The following is a 13,304-nucleotide window of genomic DNA, read 5'->3' as shown; positions in this document are numbered from 1 at the left end:
CGCGCCTGGAAGGTTGCTCCGCATGCGCGGAGATAGACCCGTCTGCAGCGCCCCCGTTGTCGTTGATGGCCCGGTTGCTCCGCATGCGCGGAGATAGACCCACATCACGATGCGCAGCCACCTGGTTCAGGACGGTTGCTCCGCATGCGCGGAGATAGACCCGAAGCCGCCCGTTGTTTGACAATGAGGAAAGTGGTTGCTCCGCATGCGCGGAGATAGCCCCCCGCCTGCCGAAGCTGTCCACCAGCGGCACCAGGTTGCTCCGCATGCGCGGAGATAGACCCCCGGTCCTGGCCGGCTGGCACCAGGCTGCTGGGGTTGCTCCGCATGCGCGGAGATAGACCCAGGAAATGGGACTGCTGCCCACCGATCAGGAGGGTTGCTCCGCATGCGCGGAGATAGACCCGGAGATAGCAATCATGACCCTTGCCGAATTCCGGTTGCTCCGCATGCGCGGAGATAGACCCCTTACCTCCGCTGAGCGTGCGGAAATCAGAGCGGTTGCTCCGCATGCGCGGAGATAGACCCTCGACGGTCTTGCGGGGCGTCTGACGCAGCGCGGTTGCTCCGCATGCGCGGAGATAGACCCTCGCCCAAATACTGAATGTCACCGCTCTGATCGGTTGCTCCGCATGCGCGGAGATAGACCCCTGATCCAAGATTACATGAGCGACTTGCTCAGGGTTGCTCCGCATGCGCGGAGATAGACCCTCGGGGCTATCCAGCTTGGACGGCTTGACTACGGTTGCTCCGCATGCGCGGAGATAGACCCGTCGGCGTGAACGTCACAACGCACTGGAAATAGGTTGCTCCGCATGCGCGGAGATAGACCCTGAGGCGGGATCCTGCGAGAAGCACGGGCCTTGGTTGCTCCGCATGCGCGGAGATAGACCCCTGGGCATCATCAAGTTCACTGGCAAGTACCGGGTTGCTCCGCATGCGCGGAGATAGACCCGCCGTCGATGCGGATGAACGGGTTGCCATCCTGGTTGCTCCGCATGCGCGGAGATAGACCCCCGCAATTTACCTGCCTCGCGGGCATGCTTGAGGTTGCTCCGCATGCGCGGAGATAGACCCGTCACCCTCATGGTCGAACCACGTGACCTTGGGGTTGCTCCGCATGCGCGGAGATAGACCCGTCTACCGAACAGCACCGAACGCCTACTGGGCGGTTGCTCCGCATGCGCGGAGATAGACCCCGACCTGGTGGTGCAGGGTCCGGGGTCGTCGGGGTTGCTCCGCATGCGCGGAGATAGACCCCCGGAAGTGAAGGATACGCCCCGCTGGCTTCAGGTTGCTCCGCATGCGCGGAGATAGACCCGGAAAGCCATTGTGCCGGTACGGGCTCGGGCCGGTTGCTCCGCATGCGCGGAGATAGACCCGCCGCCCGCTCATCCAGTTGTCCGGTATTCCAGGTTGCTCCGCATGCGCGGAGATAGACCCCCATTGGAATCATTGGCTGTTCACGTCGCAGAAGGTTGCTCCGCATGCGCGGAGATAGACCCGGGCAGCAGCGGGCCGCATGCCGGTCCCTGGCGGTTGCTCCGCATGCGCGGAGATAGACCCAAGCCGATCAGGTCTTCTTACGGTTGCGACGCGGTTGCTCCGCATGCGCGGAGATAGACCCCGGACTTGGCCCGCCATGGTGTTGAGGAAGAAGGTTGCTCCGCATGCGCGGAGATAGACCCGCGCTGGGTCCTTCCTGGCGTTTTTCTCCTGCGGTTGCTCCGCATGCGCGGAGATAGACCCGTCTCACCATCCCGGCTCAGACGCATCACCTGGGTTGCTCCGCATGCGCGGAGATAGACCCAGCTCAGCCACTTCGCTGTCGCGGGTCGTGCGGGTTGCTCCGCATGCGCGGAGATAGACCCCAGCTTCCAGCCATCGGGGGTGTGTTGGTCATGGTTGCTCCGCATGCGCGGAGATAGACCCTGCGGAATGTCGCCCCAGTCGGCCGCGGGGTCGGTTGCTCCGCATGCGCGGAGATAGACCCGTGCTGGCTCATGGGACGGGGGCGCTGAATATGGTTGCTCCGCATGCGCGGAGATAGACCCCACCGACAAGCGCAACGCCTGGGCCTCCGACAGGTTGCTCCGCATGCGCGGAGATAGACCCGAAGCGGCGGCAAATCGGGCCGAGGCCGACCGGGTTGCTCCGCATGCGCGGAGATAGACGCGCTCACTCAGGACCGAGAAAACGAGTACCCGATGATCGATAGCAGCATTGTCCGGGCGCATGCACAGGCGGCGTCGAGCGCTGCTTCGCGCGGCTCATACAACACCGGCGCATCGCCACCCGCCTACGATAGAAAACCCGCCAACTTCCTCGCATTCATTCTCTGGCTTCCATTGCCCTATGGATGCCTTGAATGTCGCGTCAGCCTGGGGCCACCATCATGGTGTTCTCCTGACTGTTCCGCATGCGGAGATAAACGGCACGCCACCGGCATTAACGCTGAGCATGATCCCCCAGCCCAGCCGCCGCAAACAATTCTCCCATGCCCCGGTTAAAATAATAGGTTTCCCTGCCCCGGCCGGGGACCAGCGGGCGCTGGCCGCTCTGGGCAAAGGCCTTGACGTCCATGCCCGAGGAAAACGTGCCACCCGCGCCAGTCAGGATGCCGATGCGTACGTCGTCGCGCGCGTCGAGCTGCTCCAGCGCCTCGGCCATGGCCTGCGCGGTTTCCAGATTGATGGCGTTCTTGGCTTCCGGGCGGTTGATGGTGATCACCTGGATGCCGTCGACGATTTCCACCTTGATCAGATCGGACATGCGGGTCTCCTGGGGAGCGAGGCCTGGCCTCGTAGGTTTTATATAAGACTGGAGGATACCGGATCATACGGCCATCGCTCCGCGGGGCGGGCCGGCACGCCCACCGTCGGCTACGGGTTTCCCCCTATTTGCATACGTATGCAAAGGCTCAAAAGTTCGCACACTTTCTCTACCCAACCACTTTGCAGGGCAAGCAGACCATGATCCGTTATTTGAAGCGCGGCCGTACCGCCGCCGTGAAGACCGATGACGACGCCAAGGTGCGGGCCACCGTCGAAGGCATCATCCGCGACATCGAAACCCGCGGCGACGAAGCCGTGCGGGACTACAGCCGCAAGTTCGACAACTGGGACCCGGCGGATTTCCGGCTGTCGCGCGCGGAGATCGAGGCTGCGCGCAAGCAGCTGTCGGCGCGCGAGATCGAGGACATCGCCTTCGCCCAGGCCCAGGTGCGCAACTTCGCGCAGATCCAGCGCGATTCCATGCGCGAGGTCGAGGTCGAGACCTACCCCGGCGTGGTGCTGGGCCACAAGCACGTACCGGTGAACGCGGTGGGCTGCTACATCCCGGGCGGCAAGTATCCCCTGCTCGCCTCTGCGCACATGAGCGTGCTGACCGCCAAGGTGGCCGGCGTGAAGCGCATCGTGTCGACGGCCCCGCCCTACCAGGGCAAGCCGCATCCGGCCATCGTGACGGCCATGGACATGGCGGGCGCCGACGAGATCCTGGTGCTGGGCGGCGTGCAGGCCGTGGTGGCGATGGCGGTGGGCACGGCCAGCGTGGCGCCGGTCGACATGCTGGTCGGTCCCGGCAACATGTACGTGGCCGAGGCCAAGCGGCAGCTTTACGGCCGCGTCGGCATCGACCTGTTCGCCGGCCCCACGGAAACCCTGGTGATCGCCGACGACAGCGTCGACGGCGAGCTCTGCGCGGTCGACCTCCTCGGCCAGGCCGAGCATGGGCCCACCTCGCCCGCGGTGCTGCTGACCAACAGCGAGCAGCTGGCCAGGGACACCATGGCCGAAGTCGAGCGCCAGCTGGCCATCCTGCCCACCGCGGGCATTGCGGCCCAGAGCTGGGCGGAATGCGGCGAGGTGATCGTCTGCGACACCTACGAGGAAATGCTGCAGGTGGCAGACGAGCTGGCGTCCGAACACGTGCAGGTCATGACCCGCGACCCGGACTACTTCCTGAACAACATGACCAACTATGGCGCGCTGTTCCTGGGCCCGCGCACCAACGTGAGCTTCGGCGACAAGGTGATCGGCACCAACCACACGCTGCCTACCAACCGCAATGCCCGCTACACCGGCGGCCTGTGGGTGGGCAAGTTCCTCAAGACCTGCACCTACCAGCGCGTGCTGACCGACGCCGCCAGCGCCACGATGGGCGAGTACTGCTCGCGCCTGTGCCACATGGAGAACTTCGCCGGCCATGGCGAGCAGGCCAACATCCGCGTGCGCCGCTACGGCAACCGGCCCGACCTGCCGTGGTACCAGCCCGTCGAGGCGCAGGCATGATCGCGCTGCCCCACGGACCGGACTTCCGCGTGGACGGACGCCGCGCCCTCGTGACGGGCGGCAGCGGCGGCATAGGGCTGGCGGCCGCTGCCGCGCTGGGCCGCGCCGGCGCGCACGTCACCGTGGCGGCCAGGCGCGGCCCGGCGCTCGAGGAGGTCTGCGAAGCCCTGCGCGCCGAAGGCATAGGCTGCGCGGCGCTGGTGCTGGACGTGACGGACGCTGCCGCGGTGGACAGGGCTGTGGACGCGGGCGAACCTTACGACATTCTGGTGAACAACGCCGGCATGAACCGGCCCAAGCCGCTGGTGGAGCTGCCCGACGAGGACATCGACGCCGTGCTGGACCTCAACGTGAAGGCGGCGTTCTATGCCAGCCGGGCCGTGGCCCGCCGCCTGCTGCAGGCGGGCCGGCCCGGCTCCATCATCAACGTGTCCTCGCAGATGGGGCACGTGGGCAGCCCCCGGCGCACCCTGTACTGCGCCAGCAAGCATGCGCTCGAGGGCATGACCCGGGCGCTGGCGTGGGAGCTCGGCGCCGCCGGCATCCGCGTCAACACCGTATGCCCGACCTTCATCGAGACCCCCCTCACCGAAGGCATGCTGGCGCAGCCCGGCTTTCGCGACTGGGTCTGCGCCCGCAATGCGCTGGGGCGCGTCGGCCGACTCGAGGAAGTGATGGGCGCCATCGTCTTCCTGGCCAGCGACGCCTCCAGCCTGATGACGGGCAGCGCGCTGATGCTGGACGCAGGATGGACGGCCGCGTGAAGACCTCGCCGCGCGCCCAGGACGTGGCGGACCTCGCGCAGGTCTCGCAGTCGGCGGTCAGCCGTACGTTCACCCCGGGCGCCAGCGTATCGGAGGAGACGCGCCGCAAGGTGCTGGCCGCCGCCCAGAAGCTGGGCTACCGCCCCAACGCGCTTGCCCGCAGCCTGATCACCCGGCGCAGCCGGATCGTGGCGCTGGTGATGAGCTACCTGGAGAACCAGTTCTATCCGCTGGTCATCGAGAAGCTCTCGCAGAAGCTCCAGAAAGAGGGCTACCACGTGCTGATGTTCATCGCCGAGCTCGACGAGTCGGCCGACGGCGTGCTGGCGGAAATCCTGCAATACCAGGTGGACGGCATCGTCATGGCCTCGGCCATGCTGTCGCAGAACATCGCGCGCAGCTGTGCCGAGGTGGGCGTGCCGGTGGTGCAGTTCAACCGCGTGTCCATCCTGGGCGGCCTGGCGCGACACGCCAGCAGCTCGGTCACGTCGGACAACCACCAGGGCGGGCGGCTGGTGGCGCGGCTGCTGGTCGAGCGCGGCTACCGGCGCTTCGGCTACCTGGCCGGCCTGGAGGACTCCTCCACCAGCATCGAGCGCGAACGCGGCTACCGCGACGAACTGCGCCGGCTGGGACACGACGTGCATTGCCGCGACGTGGGGCACTACGACTTCGACCGCGCGCAATCGGCGGTGCGTCGCCTCTTTGCCGGCGAGCCGCCCGATGCGCTGTTCGCGGGCAACGACCACATGGCGATCGCGGCGCTGGACGTGCTGCGCCAGGAACTGGGGCTGCGCGTTCCCGAGGACGTGGCGGTCGTGGGTTTCGACGACGTGCCCCAGGCCGCCTGGGGCGCCTATCGGCTCACCACGGTGCGCCAGCGGGTCGAGCCGATGGTGGACGCCACGGTGGACCTGCTGCGCGAACAGATGCAGGCCGAACTGCGCCCGCGCGACATCGTCGTGCCTTGCGACCTCGTCGAACGATCCACCGTGAGGGCGGCATCCTGATCCCTTTCACACCATGAACCGGGTGCGGACCCGGCCAACAACTTCATCGCAGGAGACAACCGCATGCGCAGCACCTTTGTCAGCACCCTGATCGCCGCCCTGGCATTGGGGTTCACGGCCACCGCCGCCCACGCCCAGGAAGACAAGGCGGCCTGGCCGGCCAAGTCCGTCCGCTATATCGTGCCCTTCTCGCCCGGCGGCGTGTCCGACGGCGTGGCCCGGCTGATGGCCGAGCAGCTGAGCGCCCGCCTGGGCCAGTCCGTCGTGATCGAGAACAAGCCCGGCGTGTCGGGCATCCTCGGCACGCAGCAGGCCGCCCGCGCCGAGCCGGACGGCTACACCATCATGGGCGGCACCATCACCACCCACGCCGTCAACCCCTTCTTCATCAAGTCGCTCAGCTACGACCCGGTCAAGGACTTCACGCCGGTCGCGCTGGTCGGCATGGTGAGCAACGCGCTGGTGGTGCGGGCCGACAGCCCTTACGACACGGTGCAGCAGGTGATCGATGCGGCCCGCTCCCAGCCCGACGGGCTCACCTACGGCACGGCGGGGGCGGGCACCTCGCAGCACCTGGCGGGCCAGCTGTTCCAGTCCATCTCCGGCACCCGCCTGCGCCAGATCGTCTACAAGGGCGGCTCGCAGGCCATGGTCGACCTGATCGGCGGACAGATCGACATGGTGTTCGAGACCGTGGCCGCGGCCCGGCCGATGATCGACGCCGGGCGCGTGAAGGTGCTGGGCGTGACGGCGCCATCGGTGCTGCCCGACCTCCCGCAGGCCAGGCCGCTGGCCGAGCTGGGCCTGCCGGGATTCGAGATGCAGTCGTGGCAGGGCATCTTTGCGCCCGCGGGCACGCCCGCCCCGGTGGTGGAGCGCCTGGCGCGCGAGATCGCGGCCGCCGTGGACACGCCGGAAGTGCGCGCCAGACTGCTCACGCTGGGCGTCGCGCCCGACGGCCGGGGCCCGGCCGAGTTCGCGCAGTTCCAGCGCAATGAGATCGACAAATGGAGCAAGGTGATCCAGGACGCCGGCATCCAGGCCGACTGAGCCACCCTGCTTCCCCACCCGGAGACACAGAATGACCGAACCCCGCTATCCCCTGGACGGCCGCCTGCCCGCCATGCTGCGCAGCGGCAGGCCGTTGCGCGGCCTGTTCAACGGCCTGCCCAGCCCGGCCATCGTCGAGATGTGCGCCTACGCCGGCTTCGACTTCATCATTCTCGACAACGAGCACGGCAGCGCCGACCTGGGCATGACCGAGCACATGCTGCGTGCCGCCCGTGCGGCCGGCATCGCGCCCGTGGTGCGCTGCTTCGAGCACGACCTGCCCCGCATCCTCGACATGGGCGCCGGCGCGGTGCAGGTGCCCATGGTGCAGAACGCCGCGCAGGCACGCCAGCTGGCCGACATGGTCCGCTATCCGCCGCTGGGCCGGCGCGGCAGCGCGTTCAGCACGCGCGCGGCCGGCTACGGCGCCTTCGGCGGCGCGGGGCATACCCAGCGCAGCAACGACGGCATCGCCTTGATCGCGATGATCGAGACCCCCGAAGCGATCGCCGCGGCGGCGGAGATCGCCGCGGTGGACGGGGTCGACGCGGTGTTCATCGGCCCCAACGACCTGGCGCATGCCATGGGACATGGCAGCGACTGGAACGCGGCGCCAGTGCAGCAGGCCATCGGGGAAGGCCTGAAGGCCATCGCCGCGGCCGGCAAATGCCCCGGCATCGTGGCCCTGACGCCGGCCGACGAGGAGAAGTACGCCGCCCTGGGCGCACGCTACTTCGCCAATGTGTCGACCAGCATCATCACCCGGGCCCTGGCTCAGGCGGCGTCGGCAGGCCGGGACACGTCGCTGCGCTACTGACGAGGCCGCGGCCGGAACCAGGGAAAACCCCGATCCGGCAACGGGCCGACCCGCCCCCCGAAGGCGGCGATGTTCGTTAACATGCATCAATGCATTCGAATGCACAAAGGGACAGCCTCCGCCATGACGGGGCTTCCACGAGGAGACGACGATGAAAAGAAGGCAATTCCTGCAAGGCGCCGGCGCATGTGCCGGCTTGAGCGTGCTGTCCGGCTGGAGCCGGGCCGGCGCAGCACAGGGCCTGAAGCCGGGCAAGCCGTACGCCGGGACGAAGCTCGCCCTCATGCTGCCGCCCTCTTCCCAGTTCCGCGCCCAGGAGAAGCGCCTGGGCGCGTTCACGGAAGCCACGGGCATCGAGGTCGCCTACCAGTACGTGCCCTATGGGCAATTGCTGGAAAAGCTCACCACCGAGGCCGTGGGCGGCGGATCGGCCTACGACCTGGTGGCCTACCAGGACAGCTGGCTGGCGTCCCTGGCCAACTACCTGAGCCCCATCGATGCGCCGCTCGGGGCCGACGGCGTGGACCTCTCGCGCTATCCGGAGGTGTATCGCAAGGCCTGCCAGTTCAACGGCGCCACCTACGGCCTGCCGGTGCGCGCGCATCCGCAATTGCTGTTCTACCGCAAGGATCTCTATGAACAGGCCGGCGCTGCGCCGCCGGCCACCTGGGATGAGATGCTGACGGCCGCGGCTGCCGTCCAGGCCAAGACCGGCGTGCCCGGCGTGGCCATGGACTATGTGAAGGGCAGCGGCTTCCAGAACCTGTGGGTGTGGTTCAACTGCCTGTGGGGGCACGGCTCCGACGTGCTGGGTGCCGATGGCCGCCCGCTCTTCAACAATGACGCCGGCGTGGCCGCCACCCAGGCCTATGTGGATGTGCTGCTCCGTCACAAGGTGGCCAATCCGGGGTCCAGCCAGTTCAACGAGTACGACATGGTGAACGCGATGGCGCAGGGCAACGCGGCCACGATGATGGTCTGGTGGTGGACCTACTCCGTGCTCACCGGCGACCGTTCCCGCCTGAAGCCCGGGCAGGTGGGCTTCGCCCCGATGCTGCGCGTGGGCCGGGAGGATTCCCCCACGGTGGCGATCGTCATGCCCTTCGGCATCGCGCGCCAGTCGCGCCACCAGGAAGCCGCGTGGGAGTTCCTGAAGTGGGTATCGGATCCGGCGCTCGAGAAGGAGATCGTCTGCGACAAGAGCGATCCGCAGACCGCCGACATCGTGGCCACCCATACCGCCACCTACCTGGACGAGCAGGTCAACACGGTGAACCACGGCCTGCACCGCGCCGCGCTGCAAAGCCTGCAGCAGGCCCGCACGGTCCCGCAACTGGTGGTGTGGCCGCAGGTGGCCACCGCGCTGGAGAGCGCCATCTCGGAGATCGTCTCCAGCGGCAAGCCCGTCAAGGACGCGCTGGACGACGCCGCGGCCCAGACGGCGCGGATCGTGCGCCGCGCAGGCGGCCGGTCCCGCAGCTAGCCGCCGGGGCGAACGATGAAAGACCGCTACCTGAAATACGCCATGCTGGCGCCGGCGCTGCTGGTGTGCGCCGCGACGCTGCTCTATCCCTTGTGCCAGTCGCTGTACTACTCGCTGCATGACTGGAACATGGCGCGCGCGGGCGAGCCGGAAGGCTATGTGGGCCTGCTCAACTATATCGACCTGCTCCGCCACGATCCGGAGTTCCTGCACAGCGCCTGGGTGACGCTGGTGTTCACCGTGCCCTCGGTGGCGCTCACCATGGTGATCGCCCTGGGCCTGGCCCTGCTGCTGGCCGGCGACGGGCGCCTGCAGGTGAACGCCCGCACGCTGCTGGTGATTCCGTTCGCCATGTCTCCCGCGCTGGTGGGGATTTCCTGGCGCTTCATGCTGAATCCGGAATTCGGCGTGGTCGACGCCCTGCTCGAGGCGCTGGTGCCGGGATGGCGCGGCGCCCCCGTGCTGGCGGACCCCGTGCTGGCGATGGCCGCGCTGGTGGTCGTGGATGTGTGGCACTGGGCGCCCTATTTCATGCTGACCTTCATCGGCGCGCTGGCGGCATTGCCGCAGGACACGCTCGATGCGGCCCAGGTGGACGGCGCCGGACGCGGGCGCATCTTCTTCGAGATCGTGCTGCCCCAGCTCAAGCCGGTGCTCACCATCGCGATCCTGCTCAAGACCATCTTCTCGCTGAAGATGCTGGACCAGGTCGTGACCATGACGGCGGGCGGGCCGGGGGCGGCCACCGACACCTTGCCGCACATGGTCTACAGCACCGCATTCCGCTTCTACGACATCGGCTACGCCTCGGCCATGGCCTGGCTGCTGGCCGTGGTGATGATGGCGCTGGCGCTGGTCTATTCCCGTTTCGTGATGGGGCGCACATCGTGACGACACACACCGCAACGCTTCAAGCCCGCGCCGCCGCGCGGCCCGTCCGCCGGCGCGGCGGCCTGCGCCGGCTGGCCATCTGGCTGGTCGCCGGAATCTGGTTCGCGCCGGTCGTCTGGATCGTGGCCACGGCCTTCAAGCCCCGGCTCGACGTCTACAGCCTGGCGCTGCTGTTCCGGCCCACGCTGGACAACTTCTTCAGCGCCTTCGGTTCGCCCTACCTGCTGGGCGAGCGCCTGGCAAACAGCGTGCTGGTCACGGCCGGCACGCTGGCGATGGCCATCCCGATCTCCACGCTGGCCGCCTACGCGTTCTCGCGCTTCCGCTTCCCCGGCGGCCAGCTGGGGCCGCTGCTGCTGCTGGCCACGCAGTTCCTGCCGCCGGTCATCATCGTCATCCCGCTGTTCGTGGTGTTCCGCAACCTGCAGATGCTGGACACGCCGTGGGCCCTGATGGTGGCCAATCTTTCCTTCGTCGTGCCCTACGCCACCTGGATGATCAAGGCCTTCTTCGACGCCCTGCCTCCCGACATGGAGGAAGCGGCGCAGATCGACGGGGCGTCGCGGCTGCGCGCCATGTGGGACGTGGTGGTGCCGGTGGCGCTGCCGGGCATCGCCACGGCGGCGATCTTCTCTTTCGTGGTGTCGTGGAACGAGTTCTTCTACGCGCTCGTGCTCACCCGCGACCACGCCGTCACCCTGCCGGTGGCGCTGATGAGCGCGCGCACCGAACAGGGCGACGCCTGGGACATCATGGCCAGCATGGGGCTGTTCATCATCGCCCCGATGCTGCTGATTTCGCGCTTCGTGCAGCGCTACTTCGTCAAGGGCCTGGTTGCAGGCGCCATACGCTGAGGATACAGATGGCTTCCGTGAAACTGATCGATGTGGAAAAGCGCTGGGGCGGCGTGGTGGGCGTGGCCCGCCAATCGCTCGAGATCGAGGACGGCGAGTTCGTGGTCTTCCTGGGGCCGTCGGGCTGCGGCAAGACGACCACCATGCGCATGGTGGCGGGCCTGGAGGAGCCCTCGTCGGGCGAGATCTGGATCGGCGGGCGCAACGTGACCGAGGCCCTGCCCAAGGACCGCGACGTCGCCATGGTGTTCCAGAACTATGGGCTGTACCCGCACCTGACCGTGGGCGAGAACATCGCGTATCCGCTGAAAGTGCGCGGCATGGGGCGCGCCGAACGGGCCCGCCGGGCGCGCGAGGTGGCGGAGAAGGTGGAACTGGCGCACCTGCTCGACCGCCGGCCGCGCGATCTCTCGGGCGGACAGCGGCAGCGCGTGGCGCTGGCCCGCGCCATCGTCCGCCGGCCCCAGGTGTTCCTGATGGACGAGCCGCTGTCCAACCTGGATGCGAAGCTGCGCGTGTCGATGCGGGCGGAGATCCGTCGACTGCAATGCGAACTGGGCGTGACCACCATCTACGTCACGCACGACCAGATCGAGGCCATGACCCTGGCCGACCGCGTGGTGGTGATGCGCGGCGGGCTCATCCAGCAGGTGGGCACGCCCGGCGACGTCTACAACCGGCCCGCCAATCTGTTCGTGGCGGGTTTCGTCGGATCGCCGCCCATGAACCTGATGCCGGCCCGCATGGCCGGCGGCATGCTCGAGGTGGAAGGCAGCCGGCTGAGCGGAATCCCCGGCCCCGCCGATCGCCAGCTGGTGCTCGGCATCCGCCCGGAGGACGTGGTGCTGGCCCCGGCGGGCGAAGGCGATCTCGACGGCACCGTCTACATGTTCGAGCTGACCGGCGAGGCCGTGCTGGTCACGCTGGACGTGGGCGCCGTGCGCCTCTGCGTGCGCGGCGACCGCCACCTGCGCTACGACATCGGCCAGCGGGTGGGGCTGCGCCTGCCGCGCGAGCATTGCCACCTGTTCGATGCCGCCACGGAAGCGCGGCTGCCAGCCTAGGACGCGGACGATGGCGACGCCGTCACGCCGGCCATACGGCCGAGCCGCGCACGATGAGCTCTCCGGCCAGCCGTTTTACCCTGGCTGGACGCGCAGGCTGGCGCAGGCGCTGCTGCAGCATGGCCACCGCCTGCCGGGCCATCTCGTCGATGGGCGGGCGCACGGTCGTCAGCGCATAGGGGTCGCGCGCCGCTTCGGGAACGTCGTCGAAACCGGCCACCATCAGCCGCCCGGGCACGTCCCAGCCCAGCCGGTAGCGGCAGGCATCGATCACGGCCATCGCCATCTGGTCGTTGGCGCAGAACACCGCATCGGGCGCGGCGCCCCCGGCCGCAGCCTGCAGGAAGGCCGCATGCGCCTGGGGGTACGAGAACCCGCCGTCCAGGACGGGCGCGGCCGGCAGGCCGGCCTGGCGCAGGACCGCCTGGAAGCCGTCGATCCGCTCATGGCTCACCGGCGCATGGGCGGGGCCGCCCAGGCACAGGAAGCGGCGCCTGCCCGCGGCCAGCATGCCGCGGGCCAGCGCGCCGGCGCCCGCGGCGTGGTCGGTCGATATGCCGTCGACCGCGACGCCGCTGGATCTGCGGTTGAAGAACACCAGCGCCACGCCCCGGTCGGTGAACCGGCGCACGTCGGCCGCGTCCATGGCGGCGCAGGCGATCAGGCCGTCCAGCGGATAGCCGATCACGCCGTCGAGCACCGGCTTGACCGAGTCGTCGTCGTCCGCGGCCAGCAGGATGATGTGCTGCCTGGCGCGCGCCAGGGCGTCGTTCAGCGTGTAGAGCAGCGCGGGCGCATTGCGCAGGGTGTAGCGGGTGATCAGCACGCCCACCGCATGGGAACGCCGCGTGATGAGCGACCGCGCCAGGGCATTGGGCGTATAGCCCAGCCGCGCGGCCGTCTCCAGCACATGCTGCCGGGTTTCGGCCGAGATGTTGCTGTCCGCCTGGAAACAGCGCGACACGGTGGATTGCGCCACGCCCGCCGCGATGGCGACGTCATAGGAAGTGGCGCGGGCACGGCGGGAATTCTCGGCAGGCGGCATGACGGCGGCAAGGCTGGCGGCAATGGTCACGCCT

10 protein-coding genes, 1 pseudogene and 1 CRISPR repeat array (1 of these 12 running past the window's edge) are annotated in these 13,304 nt (G+C 68.3%); of the genes and pseudogenes, 9 read left to right on the top strand and 2 right to left on the bottom strand.

From position 1 onward, the window contains the following. Positions 1 to 2,176: a CRISPR direct-repeat array (repeat unit 29 nt; unit sequence GGTTGCTCCGCATGCGCGGAGATAGACCC) (it extends 3,222 nt beyond the left edge of the window). 350 nt (positions 2,177 to 2,526) lie between these two features. Further along, a pseudogene (locus tag ACYBYQ_RS03985) lies at positions 2,527 to 2,772 on the bottom strand (enoyl-CoA hydratase-related protein); the annotation flags it as partial. A gap of 200 nt (positions 2,773 to 2,972) precedes the next feature. On the opposite strand from ACYBYQ_RS03985, the gene hisD reads away from it, so the two are divergent. The 9 genes from hisD (at position 2,973) to ACYBYQ_RS03940 (ending at position 12,225) form a co-directional block, all read left to right on the top strand. Continuing rightward, positions 2,973 to 4,292, top strand: coding sequence for a histidinol dehydrogenase (gene hisD, locus ACYBYQ_RS03980; RefSeq protein ID WP_459617084.1), 1,320 nt, complete (start codon positions 2,973 to 2,975; stop codon positions 4,290 to 4,292). Continuing rightward, positions 4,289 to 5,056, top strand: a complete 768-nt coding sequence (locus ACYBYQ_RS03975) for an SDR family NAD(P)-dependent oxidoreductase (protein ID WP_459617083.1) — start codon at positions 4,289 to 4,291, stop codon at positions 5,054 to 5,056. Before hisD ends, ACYBYQ_RS03975 begins: the two co-directional genes overlap by 4 nt. After that, the gene (locus tag ACYBYQ_RS03970) at positions 5,041 to 6,066 is read left to right on the top strand and encodes a LacI family DNA-binding transcriptional regulator (protein WP_459617082.1); all 1,026 of its coding nucleotides are present in this window, start codon (positions 5,041 to 5,043) and stop codon (positions 6,064 to 6,066) included. The genes ACYBYQ_RS03975 and ACYBYQ_RS03970 overlap by 16 nt, the downstream gene beginning before the upstream one ends. 63 nt (positions 6,067 to 6,129) lie before the next feature. Beyond that, positions 6,130 to 7,116 (top strand): Bug family tripartite tricarboxylate transporter substrate binding protein, encoded by a 987-nt coding sequence (locus ACYBYQ_RS03965; RefSeq protein WP_459617081.1) that lies wholly within the window; start codon positions 6,130 to 6,132, stop codon positions 7,114 to 7,116. Positions 7,117 to 7,147: 31 nt separating this feature from the next. Beyond that, positions 7,148 to 7,933 carry an HpcH/HpaI aldolase family protein gene (locus tag ACYBYQ_RS03960; RefSeq protein WP_459617080.1) on the top strand — a complete coding sequence of 262 codons (786 nt, stop codon included), beginning with the start codon at positions 7,148 to 7,150 and terminating at the stop codon, positions 7,931 to 7,933. 151 nt (positions 7,934 to 8,084) lie between these two features. Next, positions 8,085 to 9,416, top strand: a complete 1,332-nt coding sequence (locus tag ACYBYQ_RS03955; RefSeq protein ID WP_459617079.1) for an ABC transporter substrate-binding protein — start codon at positions 8,085 to 8,087, stop codon at positions 9,414 to 9,416. A 15-nt stretch (positions 9,417 to 9,431) separates the two neighbouring features. Further along, a complete protein-coding gene (locus ACYBYQ_RS03950) occupies positions 9,432 to 10,307 on the top strand; it encodes a carbohydrate ABC transporter permease (RefSeq protein ID WP_459617078.1) in 876 nt (291 codons plus the stop codon). Further along, complete coding sequence (locus tag ACYBYQ_RS03945; RefSeq protein ID WP_459617077.1) at positions 10,304 to 11,161, top strand: carbohydrate ABC transporter permease; 858 nt, start codon at positions 10,304 to 10,306, stop codon at positions 11,159 to 11,161. The genes ACYBYQ_RS03950 and ACYBYQ_RS03945 overlap by 4 nt, the downstream gene beginning before the upstream one ends. Before the next feature lie 8 nt (positions 11,162 to 11,169). Next, positions 11,170 to 12,225, top strand: coding sequence for an ABC transporter ATP-binding protein (locus tag ACYBYQ_RS03940; RefSeq protein WP_459617076.1), 1,056 nt, complete (start codon positions 11,170 to 11,172; stop codon positions 12,223 to 12,225). Positions 12,226 to 12,247: 22 nt separating this feature from the next. On the opposite strand, the gene ACYBYQ_RS03935 is transcribed toward ACYBYQ_RS03940, so the two are convergent. After that, the gene (locus tag ACYBYQ_RS03935) at positions 12,248 to 13,300 is read right to left on the bottom strand and encodes a LacI family DNA-binding transcriptional regulator (protein WP_459617075.1); all 1,053 of its coding nucleotides are present in this window, start codon (positions 13,298 to 13,300) and stop codon (positions 12,248 to 12,250) included. Between the last annotated feature and the right edge of the window lie 4 nt (positions 13,301 to 13,304).

The sequence above is a fragment of the Bordetella sp. 2513F2 genome (assembly GCF_054642735.1).
Note: the sequence above shows the minus strand (reverse complement) of the source record. Positions and strands in the feature narration are given on the sequence as shown.

Excerpts from the sequence above, each read along its gene's own strand:
- ACYBYQ_RS03950 (WP_459617078.1), top strand. The coding sequence starts at position 9,432 with ATGAAAGACCGCTACCTGAAATACGCCATGCTGGCGCCGGCGCTGCTG.
- ACYBYQ_RS03965 (WP_459617081.1), top strand. The coding sequence starts at position 6,130 with ATGCGCAGCACCTTTGTCAGCACCCTGATCGCCGCCCTGGCATTGGGG.
- ACYBYQ_RS03970 (WP_459617082.1), top strand. The coding sequence starts at position 5,041 with ATGGACGGCCGCGTGAAGACCTCGCCGCGCGCCCAGGACGTGGCGGAC.
- ACYBYQ_RS03975 (WP_459617083.1), top strand. The coding sequence starts at position 4,289 with ATGATCGCGCTGCCCCACGGACCGGACTTCCGCGTGGACGGACGCCGC.
- ACYBYQ_RS03960 (WP_459617080.1), top strand. The coding sequence starts at position 7,148 with ATGACCGAACCCCGCTATCCCCTGGACGGCCGCCTGCCCGCCATGCTG.
- hisD (WP_459617084.1), top strand. The coding sequence starts at position 2,973 with ATGATCCGTTATTTGAAGCGCGGCCGTACCGCCGCCGTGAAGACCGAT.
- ACYBYQ_RS03955 (WP_459617079.1), top strand. The coding sequence starts at position 8,085 with ATGAAAAGAAGGCAATTCCTGCAAGGCGCCGGCGCATGTGCCGGCTTG.
- ACYBYQ_RS03940 (WP_459617076.1), top strand. The coding sequence starts at position 11,170 with ATGGCTTCCGTGAAACTGATCGATGTGGAAAAGCGCTGGGGCGGCGTG.